At 65.0% G+C, this 14,874-nt stretch carries 17 protein-coding genes and 1 pseudogene; 8 read left to right on the top strand and 10 right to left on the bottom strand.

The annotated features are described in order from the left end of the window. The first annotated feature begins 50 nt into the window (after positions 1-50). The 4 genes from E5X88_RS05405 to E5X88_RS05390 all read left to right on the top strand — a co-directional run bounded on the left by E5X88_RS05405 (position 51) and on the right by E5X88_RS05390 (position 3,863). Positions 51-1,055, top strand: a complete 1,005-nt coding sequence (locus E5X88_RS05405) for an ABC transporter substrate-binding protein (protein ID WP_292159014.1) — start codon at positions 51-53, stop codon at positions 1,053-1,055. Between the two features lie 69 nt (positions 1,056-1,124). Beyond that, the gene (locus E5X88_RS05400) at positions 1,125-1,985 is read left to right on the top strand and encodes an ABC transporter permease (protein ID WP_292159012.1); all 861 of its coding nucleotides are present in this window, start codon (positions 1,125-1,127) and stop codon (positions 1,983-1,985) included. A 1-nt stretch (position 1,986) separates the two neighbouring features. Further along, a complete protein-coding gene (locus E5X88_RS05395) occupies positions 1,987-2,787 on the top strand; it encodes an ABC transporter permease (protein ID WP_292159010.1) in 801 nt (266 codons plus the stop codon). Beyond that, on the top strand, positions 2,784-3,863 hold the full coding sequence (locus E5X88_RS05390; protein ID WP_292159007.1) for an ABC transporter ATP-binding protein: 1,080 nt from the start codon (positions 2,784-2,786) through the stop codon (positions 3,861-3,863). The genes E5X88_RS05395 and E5X88_RS05390 overlap by 4 nt, the downstream gene beginning before the upstream one ends. A 197-nt stretch (positions 3,864-4,060) precedes the next feature. On the opposite strand, the gene soxA is transcribed toward E5X88_RS05390, so the two are convergent. Genes soxA through E5X88_RS05350 form a run of 8 tightly spaced genes read right to left on the bottom strand, consistent with a single transcriptional unit; the run spans position 4,061 to position 10,348 of the window. Next, positions 4,061-4,840 carry a sulfur oxidation c-type cytochrome SoxA gene (gene soxA, locus E5X88_RS05385; RefSeq protein ID WP_292159005.1) on the bottom strand — a complete coding sequence of 260 codons (780 nt, stop codon included), beginning with the start codon at positions 4,838-4,840 and terminating at the stop codon, positions 4,061-4,063. After that, a complete protein-coding gene (gene soxZ / locus E5X88_RS05380) occupies positions 4,840-5,160 on the bottom strand; it encodes a thiosulfate oxidation carrier complex protein SoxZ (RefSeq protein ID WP_292159003.1) in 321 nt (106 codons plus the stop codon). Before soxZ ends, soxA begins: the two co-directional genes overlap by 1 nt. Next, positions 5,160-5,642, bottom strand: coding sequence for a SoxY-related AACIE arm protein (locus tag E5X88_RS05375; protein ID WP_292159001.1), 483 nt, complete (start codon positions 5,640-5,642; stop codon positions 5,160-5,162). The genes soxZ and E5X88_RS05375 overlap by 1 nt, the downstream gene beginning before the upstream one ends. Positions 5,643-5,644: 2 nt before the next feature. Beyond that, positions 5,645-6,094: a sulfur oxidation c-type cytochrome SoxX gene (gene soxX / locus E5X88_RS05370; protein ID WP_292159463.1), complete on the bottom strand. Its 450-nt coding sequence runs from the start codon at positions 6,092-6,094 to the stop codon at positions 5,645-5,647. Further along, a complete protein-coding gene (locus tag E5X88_RS05365) occupies positions 6,094-7,356 on the bottom strand; it encodes an NAD(P)/FAD-dependent oxidoreductase (RefSeq protein ID WP_292158999.1) in 1,263 nt (420 codons plus the stop codon). Before E5X88_RS05365 ends, soxX begins: the two co-directional genes overlap by 1 nt. Beyond that, the gene (locus E5X88_RS05360; protein ID WP_292158997.1) at positions 7,343-7,705 is read right to left on the bottom strand and encodes a c-type cytochrome; all 363 of its coding nucleotides are present in this window, start codon (positions 7,703-7,705) and stop codon (positions 7,343-7,345) included. Before E5X88_RS05360 ends, E5X88_RS05365 begins: the two co-directional genes overlap by 14 nt. Further along, positions 7,692-9,866 carry a molybdopterin cofactor-binding domain-containing protein gene (locus tag E5X88_RS05355; protein WP_292158995.1) on the bottom strand — a complete coding sequence of 725 codons (2,175 nt, stop codon included), beginning with the start codon at positions 9,864-9,866 and terminating at the stop codon, positions 7,692-7,694. Before E5X88_RS05355 ends, E5X88_RS05360 begins: the two co-directional genes overlap by 14 nt. A gap of 11 nt (positions 9,867-9,877) precedes the next feature. Further along, positions 9,878-10,348, bottom strand: a complete 471-nt coding sequence (locus tag E5X88_RS05350; protein WP_292158994.1) for a (2Fe-2S)-binding protein — start codon at positions 10,346-10,348, stop codon at positions 9,878-9,880. 315 nt (positions 10,349-10,663) lie between these two features. Here E5X88_RS05350 and E5X88_RS05345 point away from each other — a divergent pair, with 315 nt between their 5' ends. From E5X88_RS05345 to E5X88_RS05335, 3 genes are all read left to right on the top strand, one after another. Then, positions 10,664-11,383 (top strand): response regulator, encoded by a 720-nt coding sequence (locus E5X88_RS05345; protein WP_145721355.1) that lies wholly within the window; start codon positions 10,664-10,666, stop codon positions 11,381-11,383. Continuing rightward, entirely contained in the window at positions 11,380-12,861 is a 1,482-nt protein-coding gene (locus E5X88_RS05340) for an ATP-binding protein (RefSeq protein ID WP_292158992.1), read from the top strand. The genes E5X88_RS05345 and E5X88_RS05340 overlap by 4 nt, the downstream gene beginning before the upstream one ends. Positions 12,862-13,064: 203 nt before the next feature. After that, on the top strand, positions 13,065-13,520 hold the full coding sequence (locus E5X88_RS05335) for a c-type cytochrome (RefSeq protein ID WP_292158990.1): 456 nt from the start codon (positions 13,065-13,067) through the stop codon (positions 13,518-13,520). 134 nt (positions 13,521-13,654) lie between these two features. Here the strand turns inward: E5X88_RS05335 and E5X88_RS05330 are convergent, their stop codons facing one another. Then, on the bottom strand, positions 13,655-13,894 hold the full coding sequence (locus E5X88_RS05330; protein WP_292158988.1) for a hypothetical protein: 240 nt from the start codon (positions 13,892-13,894) through the stop codon (positions 13,655-13,657). A 257-nt stretch (positions 13,895-14,151) separates the two neighbouring features. Next, positions 14,152-14,283 (bottom strand): annotated as a pseudogene (locus tag E5X88_RS05325) (alpha/beta hydrolase); the annotation flags it as partial. 87 nt (positions 14,284-14,370) lie between these two features. Here E5X88_RS05325 and E5X88_RS05320 point away from each other — a divergent pair. Beyond that, a partial coding sequence (locus tag E5X88_RS05320; protein ID WP_292158986.1) for a radical SAM protein occupies positions 14,371-14,874 on the top strand: 504 nt, incomplete at its 3' end.

The raw sequence follows: 14,874 nt of genomic DNA, 5'->3' as shown, positions 1-14,874 counted from the left end.
GCGCAATTTCATAACAACAAGAAACCTAGCAACCAACAGAGGAGAATGACATGAAACTGATTTTGACCGGCCTCCTGGCCGGGCTCCTGGCAGTCACTGCCGCGCACGCCGATGAAATGGTGTTCACCAGCTGGGGCGGAACCACCCAGGAAGCGCAGACCAAATCCTGGGCTGCTCCGTTCGAAGCGAGTTCCGGCATCAAGGTCCTGCAGGACGGCCCGACGGACTACGGTAAGCTGAAGGCCATGGTGGAAGGCGGTAGCGTCGCCTGGGATGTCGTCGATGTCGAAATGGATTTCGCCATCAAGGCGGCCAAGGATGGCCTGCTGGAGCCGATCGATTTTAACGTCGTGCCGAAAGCCGATCTCGATCCTCGCTTCACCACCGACCATGCGGTCGGCAGCTTCTACTACTCCTTCGTTCTTGCCTGGAACAAAGGGGCCGTGCCGGGCGAACCGACGGGCTGGGCCGACATGTTCGACCTGACGAAATTTCCCGGCAAACGCACGTTCTATAAATGGTCGGCGCCGGGCGTCATCGAGATCGCACTGCTGGCCGACGGCGTGCCGGCGGACAAACTCTATCCGCTCGACCTCGACCGAGCCTTCAAGAAACTCGACACGATCAAGCCGGAAATCGTCTGGTGGGACAGCGGCGCGCAGTCGCAACAACTGATCGCTTCCGGTGAAGCGGCCTTCGGCCAGCTCTGGAACGGACGCGTCTTCGCCCTCGAGCAGGACGGCGCCGATGTCGGCGCATCATGGAATCAGAACATGACCGCCGCCGACGTACTCGTCATCCCCAAAGGTTCTAAGAACAAGGCGAGCGCCATGAAATTCCTGGCCACCGCGACAAGCCCGAAAAGCCAGGCAATGTTTGCCAAAGCAAGCGGCTACGCACCCATCAATACCGCAGCCAAAGCCGAAATGCCGGCCGATGTCGTCAAGTCGCTGCCAGACGCCTATGTCGACGGGCAGATCGACCTCGACATGAACTACTGGGCTGAAAACCGCGATAAGATCGCGGAGCGCTGGTACGCCTGGCAGGCCAAATAGCCGCCGACCTCACCCATGAACCGGCGGGACGCTGCAAGGCGTTCCGCCTGATCTGACGGGACCATCGCCATGTCGGGCAATTTATCTCATCGACCGCCAATCCTCCGAAGGCCAGCTGGCATCGGCGGCGCCCTGCCGGCGCTGATCCTTATTAGCCTGTTCTTCGTGGTGCCGGTCGTTGCGTTGCTGCTACGCAGCGTAACCGAACCCGTACCGGGCCTGCAGAACTACGCCATCCTGTTTGGCGACGGCACCTATGCGCGGGTCTTCCTCAACACCTTTCTGGTCGCCACCGTCGTCACCGCCGTCACTGTCATCGTGGCGTTTCCAGTCGCCTGGATGCTGGCGATCATGCCGCCCGCTTTTGGTTCGATTGTTTTCGGGATCATCATCCTGTCGATGTGGACCAATCTGCTCACCCGCACCTATGCCTGGATGGTGCTGCTTCAGCGCACCGGCGTCGTCAACCGGACGCTGATGGATATCGGCCTGATCAGCCAGCCGCTGCCGCTGATCAACAACCTGACCGGCGTTACCATCGGCATGGTCTACATCATGCTGCCCTTCATGATACTTCCACTGGTCGGAACCCTACGCGCCATCGACCCAATGACGCTGCGCGCCGCCGCTCTGTGCGGTGCGAGCCCCTTCGACGCCTTCCGTCGCATCCTGCTGCCATTGTCGCTTCCGGGAATCGCCGCGGGCGGCCTGATGGTTTTCGTCATGTCGCTCGGGTATTTCGTGACGCCCACGCTGCTCGGCGGCACCTCCAACATGATGCTCGCCGGAATGATCGCCCAGATGATCCAGTCTTTGCTCAACTGGGGGCTCGGGAGCGCAGCGGCCTTCATCCTGCTCCTGGTCACCATGGCGCTCTACGCGCTGCAACTGCGCCTCGTCGGCGCCAAGCGCATGACAGGAGGCATCTGAAATGCTGCTCGACTACGGCCGGCTGGGTTGGCTGCGCGCAGCACTTTTGGGTTTCACCGGCCTGGTTGCGACGTTTCTGCTGCTGCCGGTGGTCTTCATCGTGCTTCTGTCGTTCGGATCGTCGCGGTGGCTGGCATTCCCGCCGCCCGGCTGGACGCTGAAATGGTATGAGGAGCTCTTCGCCGATCCGGCCTGGCTCGAAGCGGCGCTGACCAGCGCGCGGATTGCCGCCATGGCCGCGATTCTTGCCGTCGCCATCGGGCTCCTGGCTTCTTTCGCCCTGGTCAGGGGACAGTTTCGCGGGCGCAATACGCTTCGCGGCCTTCTGCTGACGCCGATGGTGCTGCCGGTCGTCGTCTTCGCCATCGCCATCTATGCATTCTTCCTGCGGATCGGGCTCGGCGGCACCACGGCAGGCTTCGTTATCGCCCACACAGTCCTGGCACTCCCCTTCGCCATCATTCCCATCACCGCGGCACTCGAAGGCTTCGACAAATCCATCGAGGATGCGGCGATCGTCTGCGGCGCAAGCCCGTTCGAGGCAAAAATCCGGGTCACCTTGCCGGCGATCAAGATCGGCATCTTCTCGGCGGCGATCTTCGCCTTTCTCGCCTCATGGGACGAGGTGGTGGTCGCGATCTTCATGGCCAGCCCCACCTTGCAGACCTTGCCGGTCAAGATCTGGGGCAGCCTGCGCCAGGACCTGAGCCCGGTCATCGCCGCGGCCTCCAGCCTTCTCGTTCTTCTGACGCTGAGCCTGATGATCGTAACCGCACTCATTCGGCGGAAATTGTCGAAATGACCGAACCCTTCCTCTCCATTCGCGACCTGCACAAGGCGTTCGGCAGCTTCGTCGCCGTGCACGACGTCACGATCGATATACCCAAGGGCGAATTCCTGACCTTTCTCGGCCCTTCCGGCTCTGGCAAGTCGACGACGCTTTACGCGATCGCCGGCTTTCAGCATCCGACATCCGGCGATGTTCTTCTCGAAGGCAGGTCGCTGCTGTCGGTGCCGTCGCACAAGCGCAATATCGGCATGGTGTTCCAGCGCTACACGCTGTTCCAGCATCTCACCGTCGCCGAGAACGTTGCCTTTCCGCTGCGCGTGCGCCGCCGGCCGGACGCCGAGGTCAAACGAAAAGTCGCCGAGATGCTGTCGCTGGTGCGGCTGGAGAGTTACGGCGGCCGATATCCCGGCGCGCTTTCCGGCGGACAGCAGCAGCGCGTGGCGCTTGCCCGGGCGCTCGCCTACGATCCGCCGATCCTTTTGATGGACGAGCCGCTTTCGGCGCTCGACAAGAAGCTGCGCGAGGAGATCCAGGCCGAAATACGGCGCATCCACCGCGAAACCGGCGTAACGATCCTTTACGTCACCCACGATCAGGACGAGGCCCTGCATCTTTCGGATCGCATCGCCCTGTTTCGAGACGGGCGCATCGAGCAGATCGGCACCGGTGAGGACCTCTATCTGAGACCTGCGAGCGAATTCGTGGCCAGCTTCATCGGAAATTCCAATTTCCTGCCGGCCGAGCATCTTGAAACCGTCAACGGCTCCGCCACGATCCGCCTGGCCGATGGCTCGGTTGTCTCGGGCGTCAGGATCGATCAGGACTTCAGCCACGGCCAAAAGACCAGGCTGATGGTGCGGCCGGAAGCGTTTCGGCTAAGACCCGGCCCGGCCACTACCGGGCTGGCGGTCGAGTTCATCGACACCGCCTTCTTCGGCGAGCGGCGGCGCGTCATCGCGCGCACCGCCGCCGGCCAGGAGATCGACGTCAGGCCGACATCCGACATGGCAGAAGCACATGAAGGCATCGCTTCGAGCAGGCAGCAGATTTTTTTCGATCCCGCCGCCGCATTTCTGTTTCCCGCCTGACAGACGACAGTTTGCGACAGGCCCGACATTGCGGTTCAGTGGGCACCACCGACGCATGCTGACGGCACGACGGTAGCCAGCTTGATGATGCAGGCCGGCAAGATGTCGTTTTGCAGGCACCGTTCTGTTTTACCTACCATTCGACTGTCGCTCCTTCTGGGGCTTCGGAGCATGAGCTTGATCGCTGCAGGCCGGCGTCACGGCCGCACGGCCGGCGTCTCGACCAGCATGCCGCTGGCCCGCTCCGTCAGATGGAGTTCCAGGTCCACGAGTTCCGCTGCGCCGAAGGCGAAGGGCTCGGCCCTGACCCCGATCATGCAGTTGCGCAGGCGCCGTTGCAGCGAACCGACCGTCTGCCACTCCAACCGGTAGAGCGGATAGCCGGTTGGATGCGCTTGCGGGATGGCGCTGCCGCCGAGCCGCTTGCCCCAATTGTCGTCGTGGCAAGAGGCGCAAGAGAGCTCGAGCTGGCCGATGCGGCTCTGGAACAGACGCCGGCCGTTGTCGCGGAACGGCGCGAGGCGGGCATCGGTCGCAGGTGTGATTGGCATGCCGCGCGACTGATGCGCCACATAGGTCGTCAGGGCGAGCAACGCGTCAGACTCCGGCGCCAGCGGCTCGGCCTGCTGCCGCTCCGCGCGGCAGGAGCTGACACGCCCGGCAAGATCGATCGGCCGCTCCGTCGCCTCGTCAAAGGCCGGGTAGCGCGCGGCAACGCCGCGCATCGTCTGGGAGGCATCGCCATGGCAGCCGGCGCAGGCGACATCCGCCCTGCCTTCCGCCTGCTGCCAGAGCTGCTCGCCCTGCAGCACCCACAGCATGCCGGGGTTGCTCATGTCGTCGGACTGCAAAGCCTGTGTCTCCGGCGTCATGAAGTCGAAGCCGGAGCGCTTCTCGCCGTCTTCGATGCCGGCAGCGGAGACAATGCTGCAAACAGCAGCGACACCGACGGTTGCGGGCCGCCAGAGCGCTCGCATCACCCCACCGTGATTGTGGCGGACGCCGTTTGCGTCCTTCCGGCATCGTCGGTCCAAGTGAACTCGATCACGCCGCTCGTCGAAGCGACGAGCGTGAAGGCGATGAACGGATTGGCCGACACTGCCGGATGGAGATCGGCCCAAAACACCTCCTCGCCGTCATAGCTGCAGGCGAAGCGGCGGATGATGTCACGGGGGATGTTGGAGCCGTTCGGGCCGATACGGTAGCCGGTTTCCATTGGATGCGCGATCATCGCCCTGACCTCGACGATTTCGCCGCGCTTGGCCGTCTTCGGCATGTTGATAAGCGCGCGAGCCATTATGAGAGATCCTCGATGCAGGCGGCCAGCGTGACGATCGCGCTCGCCCTGCTCGACCAGAAGCTGCCGTCGCTCATCTCCGCGACCGCGACCACCACCTGGGAGGTCGCAAGCCGTATCCGCGTCGAGACGGCGGCGCGGCCGGAGCGCGGCCCGAGATGGAAAACCGCGACATTCGCCTCCGGGTTCTTCTGGTTGAAGACCGCGATACGCCGGACATAATCGTCCGCGGTCATCGGGCTCTCGGCGGCGACTGTGATCCCGACCGCATTGCCGTTCTCGACCAGAGGCGGCAGGTCAAGCCGGACGCGGCCGTCGAGAACGTCGGCTCCCCCGGTGAAGGTCCGGATCGCTTCGTCGAGGCTCGGACGGGCAAGGGCCCAGCGCGGCAGACTGATCACCAGCAGGCCAGTCATACCGACCCGAAGAAACTGCCGCCGTCCGACCAAGCGTCCGTGAACTCGAAGCGGGTCTTCGTGCATGATCACCCCTTCAGCGTCGTGAGATAGGCGACGATATCCTCGATATCGGCACCGGCCAGGATCGGCTTGCTGCGCCAGACGGTGGCGACGCGCCGGCCTTCCTCCTCCGCGACCCGGTAGTAGGAAGGCATGATCGTATTCGGCGCGAGCCGCTTCATGTCGACCACACGCAGCCGGATCTGGCCTTCCGAAAGCCTTGCCCCGACGCCGGTCAAGTCGGGCGCCAGCGTGCCGTGCAGATGCGCGTCGGGAAACGGCCCGCTGTGGCAGAGCGTGCAGAGGCTGCGCTGCCGGTCCGAGATCAGCGCGGCGCCGCGCGCCGGATCACCCTTGCCGCCGGCCAGAGGCTCCATGATCGCGTCGCCGGTCACGGCATAGGAACCCGCCTCCTCACCGACACCAGGCGAGATCGCAAGCAGCAATCCCGTAAGAGCGGAGCAAGCCATCCTCATCATCCGAACACTTCACTGGTGATCGTCCGGAACCAGTCCTGGGCATAGGCGGCTTCCAGTTCGCGGACGGAGGGCGGTGCTTCGAGCGGGCTGGTGCCGCCCGCACCTTCCACCTCGGCAAGCAGGCCGTCGCGCGGCTGGTAAACGCCGGCGATCGAAATGCCGTATCCGGGTGCGACCAGACTGTAGCAGGTGTTGATGAGCTTCGGCGGCGCCGGCTGCCGCCCCCTGACCAGTGCGGCGACCGCCGCAGCGCAGGCTTTTGCCTGGGCGTTGGCGCTGAAGGCGGATTTCGGCATCGCCCCGCCGATCGCCGCGTCGCCGACGACGTGGATCGCCGGCTGCAGACGGGACTCGAAGGTGACCGGGTCTATCGGGCACCAGCCCGTCTGATCGGCGACGCCGGCGACTTGCGCGATCGCACCTGCCCGCTGCGGCGGGATGATATTGGCGACATCGGCCTTGTGGCTGCCGAACTCGGTCACCAGCGTCTTCGTCGCCGGATCGACCTCCGTCACCCGGCCGCCGGCGGACAGCGGTATCCAATCGATCAAACCGGCATAAAGCTCCCGCCACGCCGCCTCGAACAGCCGCTGCTTCGAGAACGCGTCCTTCGCGTCGAGGATGATCAGCTTGGAGCGCGGCTTGCTGGTCTTGAGGTAATGCGCGATCAGGCTTGCCCGCTCGTAGGGACCGGGCGGGCAACGGAACGGATTGGCTGGCGCGGAGAGGATGACGACCCCACCGTCCGGCATCGCGGCGAGCTGATCGCGCAGCAGCAGCGTTTGCGGCCCCGCCTTCCAGGCATGCGGCATGATCTCCGCCGCCGCTTCGTCATAGCCCGGCAGCGCGTCGAAGCGCAGGTCGACACCCGGCGCCAGGATCAACCGGGTGTAGCCAACGTCCGTACCGTCATCCAGCCGAACGCGCCGGCGCTCGGCATCGACGGCGACAGCGCGCCTGCGAATGAGCCCGATGTCGCTGAACCGGTGATAGCGGAAGGTCTGCGCCTCGATACCGCGCAGCCCTGCAAGCACGGCATTGCTGAACGGGCAGGCCAGATAGGTCGCCTCCGGCTCGATCAGCGTCACGGCAAGGTCGCGATCCAGTTGCTTCAGTGCGCGGGCGCAGCTTGCCCCGGCAAAGCCGCCGCCGACCACGACCACGCGGGGCTGCGCCTGCGCGCGCACCTGCGGCGCGGCAAGGACGGCCGCGGCGACGCTGGCCGCCGCACCGACGATCAAGGTTCTACGGCTGGGCATGGCGTGCCGCCTCCGGCTTGGCGAGCCATTCGGCGATGGCGCGCGTCTCCTCCTCGGTAAATCCCCTGGCGATGCGGTCCATGACCGTCGCCTCGCGCTCGCCGGAACGGAAGGCTTGCATCTGGGCGACGATGTCGGACGCCGCGTGGCCGTCGAGCGAGGGGATGGCTGAGCCGAGCGCCGCCGGCCCGTGACAGCCGGTGCACGCCGTGGCACCGGGCGCCGCGTCGGCCCATGCCGGCGCGCTGGCCACAAGCGCCGCAAGCAGGACAGGCGCCGCAAGCAGGACGGGCGCGAGCGATCGTGCGCCGCGCCTGTTCTTCGAGCGCCTCATGTCATGCGAGGTCATGGTTCTTCAGCGGCAGCGTGCGGATGCGCTTGCCGGTGGCGGCGAAGATCGCATTGAGGACGGCCGGCGCGGCGACCGCGATGGTCGGCTCGCCGACGCCGCCCCAGAAGCCGCCGGACGGCAGGATGATCGTCTCCACCGCCGGCATGTCGGCCATGCGCACGACCTCGTAGCTGTCGAAGTTCTCCTGCTCCATGCGACCGCCATTGACGGTGCATTCGCCGTAGATGCAGGCGGAAAGACCGTAGACGAAGGAGCCCTCGACCTGCCGTTCCACTTGCGCGGGGTTGACGACATGACCCGGATCGGTGGCCGCCACGATGCGGTGGATCCTGAGCTGCCCGTCGGTGACCGAAACCTCCGCTGCCGCCGCCACATAACTGCCGAAGCCCATGATCTGCGCCAGGCCGCGGTGAACGCCGTCCGCGGGCGGGGTGTCCCAGCCGATCCGCTCGGCTACCGCGTCCAGCACGGCGAGGTGCTTGGGATGGTTAGCCATCAGCTTACGGCGGAAGGCGAGCGGGTCGACGCCGGCCGCATGGGCGAGTTCGTCCATGAAACACTCGACGTAGAGCGCATTCTGGTTGAGGTTCACGCCACGCCAGAAGCCTGGTGGGATCGGTGGGTTGCGCATGGCATGGTCGACAAGCAGATTGTCCACCGTGTATCCCAGCGTGCCTTCCGTGCCATTGAGGACGAGGCCCTGGAAGACGACCGGGTCCATGCCGTTCTGCATGCCCTCCGGCCGCACCGAGGCAAGGATCGACTGGCCGGATATGCGCATGTGCAGCGCGGTCAGGTTGCTGTCCGCGTCGAGCGCGCCCCTCAGCCGGCATCGCGTGGTCGGGTGGTAGGCGCCGTGCAGCATGTCCTCCTCGCGCGACCACATGAGCTTTACGGGCGCTCCTGGCACCTGCCTGGCGATGCTGACCGCCTGACGCACATAGTCCTGGAAGTTGCCGCGCCGGCCGAAGCCGCCGCCGAGATGGATCTTGTGCACCTCGCATTGCTGCACCGGCAGGCCGGCGGCCTCGGCTGCCGCCGCAAGGCTCGCCTCGCCGTTCTGGGTAGGCACCCATACCTCGCACCGCTCCGGCGTGTAGAGCGCCGTCGCGTTCATCGGCTCCATGGTCGCGTGGTTCTGATAGGGGAAGGCATAGGTCGCAGTGACCGTCCGGTCGGTAGCGGACAGGGCAGCACCAGCATCGCCTTGCTCGGCGCCGACAAAGGCGTCATTCGCGCCGAGCCCCTCTTCGAGCATCGCCGCGATCGTGGCACTGGTGACCTGCCGGTTGGGACCTTCGTCCCAGACGACCGGCAGGGCATCGAGGGCGGTCTTCGCCCGCCACCACGTATCGGCGACAACCGCAACGGCGGTCTCGTCGACCTGAACGACGGTGCGCACGCCGGGCATGCCCGCGACCGCCGCTGCGTCGAAGCTTTCCACCTTGCCGCCGAAGTACGGGCAGGCCCGGATCGCCGCGTTGAGCATGTTGGGCAGCTTGAGGTCGACGCCGTAGACCTGGCTGCCGTTGAGCTTGTCGGCCGTGTCGAGCCGCGGCAGCGGCTTACCGGCTATGGTCCAATCCTTCGGGTCCTTCAGCGTAACATTTGCAGGCGGCGTCATCCGCGCGGCAGCAGCGGCCAACTGTCCATAAAAGGTGGCGCGATCTGATGCCGGATGCGTGACCATGCCCATCCTTGCGGTGCATTCGCTGGCCGGCACGCCCCATTCGGCGGCCGCGGCGGCGATCAGCATCTCGCGCGCGACGGCGCCACCGATGCGCACATATTCGTGCGACTCGCGGATACCGCGGCTGCCCCCCGTCGAGAAGTTGCCCCACACGCGATCGCGCGCGAGGTTCTGGGCCGGCGACGGATATTCGGTCGTGACCTTGGACCAGTCGCAATTCAACTCCTCGGCGACGAGTTGCGCCAGGCCGGTCAGCGTCCCCTGCCCCATCTCGGAGCGGGCGATGCGGATGACCACCGTGTCGTCGGGCCTGATCACCACCCAGGCATTGATCTCCGCCGCCGTCTCGGCGCCCTCGGCAAGTGCCGGCTTGATGAACGGCAGGTTGAAGCCTAGCGACAGGCCGCCGGCCGTGGAGGCCACGCCGACGATGAAGCTGCGGCGGGAGATGGAAATTATGGCGTTCATGAACGTTCTCCTCAACCGCGCTGCGCAGCTTCGCCGCCATTGGCGGCCAGCTTGATCGCGGCGCGCACCCGGTTGTAGGTGCCGCAGCGGCAGATATTGGTGATCTCGGCGTTGATGTCTTCGTCCGTCGGGTTCGGGTTCTGCATGAGCAGACCCGCCGCGGCCATGATCATGCCGGCCTGGCAGTAGCCGCATTGCGGCACATCGAGCGCCAGCCACGCCTGCTGGACCGGATGCGAACTGTCCGGCGAAAGCCCCTCGATCGTGGTGATTTGCTGGTCCGGCTCGACGGCGCTCACCGGAAGCACGCAGGAGCGCGTGGCGACGCCGTCTATATGGACGGTACAGGCACCGCAGGCCGCAACCCCGCAACCGTATTTCGTCCCGGTAAGCCCAATCTGCTCGCGGATCACCCACAGCAGCGGCGTGTCCGGATCGACCTCGATATCACGTGGCGCGCCGTTGATGGTTAGTCTGGCCATTGTGCAAATCCTTTCGAACAAGGCTGGCGAGGACCGCCGTCCGGATGCCCGCGGCATGGCCTGGCGGTAAAGACCGGAAGTCCCAGCTAGCGACGAGGCCAAGCTAGCCGGAAGCTGTCGCAGAACCTTGTCCCGACGACCGGCAGTTCATCGCAAGCTGTCGCAGGCGCGAGCTCTGATACACTTCGTTACACTTCTCACGTTTTGTTGAACCCGCACGAGCTTGCCGCCATGGTGCGGAAGGTGATCATCCGTGTAGACGTCAACTAGATATCGTCGATACTGGCCGACTATTTGGCGGCCTTGGAGCAATGCATGGAAGCAGCGCAGCACATCGCGGTCGTCGACGACCACAGGGACATCCGCGATCTCGTGGGGAAGTATCTCACCCAGCAGGGCTACCGCGTCAGTGTCGCCGACAGCACCGCGGCGCTCAAGCGGCTGCTCGACCGCAGCCTGCCTGACCTCATCGTCCTCGACATCATGATGCCTGGCGACGACGGCATTACCGCCTGCCGGCACGTGCGCGGGACGGTCGACGTTCCGATCATCTTCCTGACCGCCATGGCCGAGGAGATCGACCGGATCGTCGGCCTTGAGATCGGGGCCGACGATTACCTGACCAAGCCGTTCAATCCACGGGAACTGCTGGCGCGGATCAAGGCCGTACTCAGGCGCGTTCACAGCCTGCCGCCACAGCGCGGCCGTCTCAAGTCGAACGCACTGCGGTTCGACCGCTGGACGCTGAATGTCGGCCGCCGCGAGCTGGTTGGGCTCGACGGCGTGGCCGTCGCTCTCAGCACGGCTGAATTCCGCCTCCTCACCGCCTTCATCGAGCATGTCGGGATCGTGCTCAGCCGGGATCAGCTGCTCGACCTCACGGTCGGGCGCACCGCCGACGGTTTCGACCGGGCCATCGACAATCAGGTGAGCCGGTTGCGCAAGAAGATCGAGGCGGACCCGAAGAATCCAATGCTGATCAAGACGCACTGGGGCGGCGGCTACTGCTTCACGGCCGAGGTGGCCCAGGCATGATGCTGTTGTGGAGACGCAGCCTGGCGGCCCGCTTCCTCATGCTGGTGCTGCTTGCGCTCGCCCTGTCGCAGGCGATCACCTTCCTGATCTCGTGGGACGAGCGCGGACAAGCCTTGCATGCGGCGGCCAAGGGCGAGTTCGTCAGCCGCACGTCCTCCCTTGCCCTTCTGCTGGACACGACGCCGCCCTCGCTTCGGCCCGACATCCTCAACGTCAGCGGCACGGCCTATACGCGCTTCTGGACCTCGGACGACGGACCGAGCAATCCCCTCGCCTGGCAACAGGAAGCCCTGACGCAGCTCGCCAAGCCGCTGCCCGGGATTGCCGGCAAGTATGCCGCCTACATGAACGGACAGACTTCGACCGCAGTCGATGCCGCCGACCCTTCCGTGCCGCCGCGCATGCTGGATTTGTCCGGTAATGGCAGGCCCTTCTCGCGGCCGGCCAAGTTTCTTTATATGGACGGCGCCCCAAACGGCATGGGCCTTTCCGTCCGCCTCGACGATAGCACCTGGCTGAACGCCGCCTACGCCAAGGCGATGCCGAACGCCTTCTGGACGACGCAGTCGGCGATGTCGCTGGCGCTCACCGCGCTCATCCTGTCCGCCATAGCGATTTTCGGGGCGCAGGCAATCGCGCGTCCGCTGCGACGCCTCGCCAATGCCGCTGAACTGTTCGGTCGCGGCGAGGCCGTGCCGCGGCTGCCGGAATCCGGGCCGGACGACATCCGCCAGACCGCCGAGGCGTTCAATCGCATGCAGGAGCGCCTGCAGCGCTTCGTCGAGGACCGCACACGCATGCTGGCAGCGATCAGCCACGACCTGCGCACGCCACTGACCTCGCTCCGGTTGCGCGCGGAGTTCGTCCAGGATCCAGATCTCCAGGAAAAGATGCTGAAAACCATCGAGGAAATCCAGACGATGACGGAAGCGGCGCTCGCCTTCGCGCGCGAGGACGCCGCGGTAGAGGAGACGCGTACCGTCGATCTTTCGGCGCTGGTCGGTAGCCTCTGCGACGATCTCGCAGAGCTAGGCCAAAACGTCACCGTCAGCGACGGTCCCAAGGTGCTGTACCGTTGCCGTCCGGACTCGCTGCGCCGGGCAATCCGCAACCTCGTCGAAAATGCCGTCCGCTACGGCGAGCATGCCGAGGTGAGCCTGGTCAGGAGTGCCGACAGCCTGGACATCGTGATCGAGGACGCCGGATCCGGCATTCCGGCAAGCGATATGGAACAGGTGTTCGCCCCCTTCTTCCGCCTGGAGCAGTCGCGCAACCGGGAGACCGGCGGCGTCGGGCTCGGCCTGTCAATTGCCCGCGCCATCGCCCGCCACCACGGCGGCGACATCGTGCTCGAGAACCGGAGCAAAGGCCTTCGCGCGGTCATCAGGCTGCCGCTGATCGACATGGCCAAGCTGCTTGCCCCCGCGCCTGTACCTGAGACTAACCCTCCGACCGGACTGCGATCCCTGCCGGTTTGACCGAAACCCGACCCGCGATCGGAACACGCGCTGCCGCGCCACGATCCGATCGCCGCCGCGGCAACGAAGGACAAGTCACCACCAGCATCCTCACCAGCACCTTCCTTGGCCCGGCCGCCGCTCTCGCTGGTGAGCGGCCGGTCCTGCCCGGAGCTTCCGGCCACCAGCAAAGCCCCTCCCCAACGTCCCGCAAAGGTCATCCGATGAACCGTTCACAAGCCACCAAAGGCAACCACATCATTTCCGCCGGAGTTGCGGCCGCATCCCTGACGACGTCTGTCACGCGAGCGCGTGCGTTCGTGGCTGGGCTTTTGGCCGCAGCGGGCCTGCTGTTGCCGGCCGCCGCTTCCGCGCAGCAGGTGGACGGGGAACGGCTGTTCCGGCAGCGCTGCGGCACCTGCCACAGCCTGGAGCCCGGCCAGAACAGGGTCGGCCCGCATCTGTCAGGCGTCATCGGCCGCATGGCCGGCAGCGTGGAGGATGGCCGCTATTCGGCCGCGTTGCGGGAGTCGGGTATCGTCTGGGACAGCCAGTCGCTCGATGCCTTCCTTGCAGCGCCGCGCCAAAGGGTGCCTGGCACGTCGATGACAGTGGGCGTTCCCAATGCCGCCCAGCGCGCAGCGATTATCGTCTATCTGGAAGGTGCGGTCACGCGGTAGCGTCCGGCCGGCACACTCAGCGACCTGCGAGATTCATCGATGGCGGCACGATTTTCTTGCGCCGCATGTCCAATCACCCTCGTTGCATGGAGGGTGATTGGACATTTTTTGCATGGGTGGACAAGTTCAGTATATTAGCGGCCCGCCCATGGGGCACGACCCTTATGAACCTTGCCGGGCTGTGGTTGTCCTTCTTGCGAGGCCACCACGGGTAGAGGCAAGGAAGCCGTATGACTGGTATCCAAGGTCATTTCGCTGCTGTCGACATCAGGAGCGAAGCCGCGGGTCGGGTCGCGGTCCGGGTTTTGATTGGCAGCGAGAGAAACCCCTGTCGACAAGGCAAGGAGGGCGAAAGCCGCTACAAGTTTCTTCATCGTATTTTCCTTTCTTGAATGAGCAGATCGCCAACCGGCGCCTCGCGCGGGATTGACTCCCGCTTGCGAAACCGCTGTCGTCTTTCTGTCTCGTCACCATGACGAGGCTTCCTGCTCACGATTGAAACTTACGCCACGCCTGTCGCAGGGGTTTGCCCGAGTACGATCGAAATGTACCCGAATGTATGCGAATCCACGCGAGAGCCGCGTTTCGGGTCGCTTCGACAAATTTGGCTACAATTTTATCCGGCCGCCGGACCCGCTTTCTCGAACGATCGACACAACGCCCTGAGGCGTTCCGGCCTCGTGCGCTCAGCGTCGTTGGCTCCCAGCATGCAATGGGTGCCTTCGACATGGGTGATTTCCCAGGTTTCCAGGTCGACATCGCCGGCGCTTGATATTTCGCAAGGAATGACACCGGCGGCGCGGGTAGATTGAATGGACAGAGCCGGTGCAGCACAGGAAATCCGTTACAAGTGACCATTTTGCGGAAATATGGGGAGGCTCGCCTGCCCCGCTACACCAGCTACCCGACAGCGCCGCGCTTCTCTCAGGCGGTCAGTGCCGATACTTATCAGGGCTGGCTGAACGACCTTCCGTCCGGCGACCCGGTGTCACTCTACCTCCACATTCCGTTTTGCCGGTCCATGTGCTGGTACTGCGGCTGCCACACGACCATCTCGAGGAAGGACCAGCCGATCCTCGATTATCTGGACGCGCTGCGCGAGGAAATCCGCATCGTCGCGGACCGCGCACCGAAAGGATTGCAGGTCGGCGAGGTCCATTTTGGCGGGGGCACGCCAACGATCATCGAGCCGGCGGAGTTCACCTCGCTGATGGAACTCCTGCGCCAGCGCTTCGAGTTCACCGCAGCGGCTTCAATCGCCATCGAGATCGATCCCCGCACGCTCACGGCCGATATGGCCAAAGCCCTGGGCGCCGCCGGCGTCGGCAGGGCAAGCCTTGGCGTGCAGAGTTTC

Source organism: Mesorhizobium sp., from assembly GCF_004962245.1.
Classification (GTDB): Bacteria; Pseudomonadota; Alphaproteobacteria; order Rhizobiales; family Rhizobiaceae; genus Mesorhizobium.
This window is presented reverse-complemented; position numbering and strand designations above follow the sequence as displayed.

Excerpts from the sequence above, each read along its gene's own strand:
- E5X88_RS05405 (WP_292159014.1), top strand. The coding sequence starts at position 51 with ATGAAACTGATTTTGACCGGCCTCCTGGCCGGGCTCCTGGCAGTCACT.
- E5X88_RS05400 (WP_292159012.1), top strand. The coding sequence starts at position 1,125 with ATGTCGGGCAATTTATCTCATCGACCGCCAATCCTCCGAAGGCCAGCT.
- E5X88_RS05395 (WP_292159010.1), top strand. The coding sequence starts at position 1,987 with ATGCTGCTCGACTACGGCCGGCTGGGTTGGCTGCGCGCAGCACTTTTG.
- E5X88_RS05390 (WP_292159007.1), top strand. The coding sequence starts at position 2,784 with ATGACCGAACCCTTCCTCTCCATTCGCGACCTGCACAAGGCGTTCGGC.
- soxA (WP_292159005.1), bottom strand. The coding sequence starts at position 4,840 with ATGCGAGCGCTCTGGCGGCCCGCAACCGTCGGTGTCGCTGCTGTTTGC.
- soxZ (WP_292159003.1), bottom strand. The coding sequence starts at position 5,160 with ATGGCTCGCGCGCTTATCAACATGCCGAAGACGGCCAAGCGCGGCGAA.
- E5X88_RS05375 (WP_292159001.1), bottom strand. The coding sequence starts at position 5,642 with ATGCACGAAGACCCGCTTCGAGTTCACGGACGCTTGGTCGGACGGCGG.
- soxX (WP_292159463.1), bottom strand. The coding sequence starts at position 6,094 with ATGAGGATGGCTTGCTCCGCTCTTACGGGATTGCTGCTTGCGATCTCG.
- E5X88_RS05365 (WP_292158999.1), bottom strand. The coding sequence starts at position 7,356 with ATGCCCAGCCGTAGAACCTTGATCGTCGGTGCGGCGGCCAGCGTCGCC.
- E5X88_RS05360 (WP_292158997.1), bottom strand. The coding sequence starts at position 7,705 with ATGACCTCGCATGACATGAGGCGCTCGAAGAACAGGCGCGGCGCACGA.
- E5X88_RS05355 (WP_292158995.1), bottom strand. The coding sequence starts at position 9,866 with ATGAACGCCATAATTTCCATCTCCCGCCGCAGCTTCATCGTCGGCGTG.
- E5X88_RS05350 (WP_292158994.1), bottom strand. The coding sequence starts at position 10,348 with ATGGCCAGACTAACCATCAACGGCGCGCCACGTGATATCGAGGTCGAT.
- E5X88_RS05345 (WP_145721355.1), top strand. The coding sequence starts at position 10,664 with ATGGAAGCAGCGCAGCACATCGCGGTCGTCGACGACCACAGGGACATC.
- E5X88_RS05340 (WP_292158992.1), top strand. The coding sequence starts at position 11,380 with ATGATGCTGTTGTGGAGACGCAGCCTGGCGGCCCGCTTCCTCATGCTG.
- E5X88_RS05335 (WP_292158990.1), top strand. The coding sequence starts at position 13,065 with ATGAACCGTTCACAAGCCACCAAAGGCAACCACATCATTTCCGCCGGA.
- E5X88_RS05330 (WP_292158988.1), bottom strand. The coding sequence starts at position 13,894 with ATGAAGAAACTTGTAGCGGCTTTCGCCCTCCTTGCCTTGTCGACAGGG.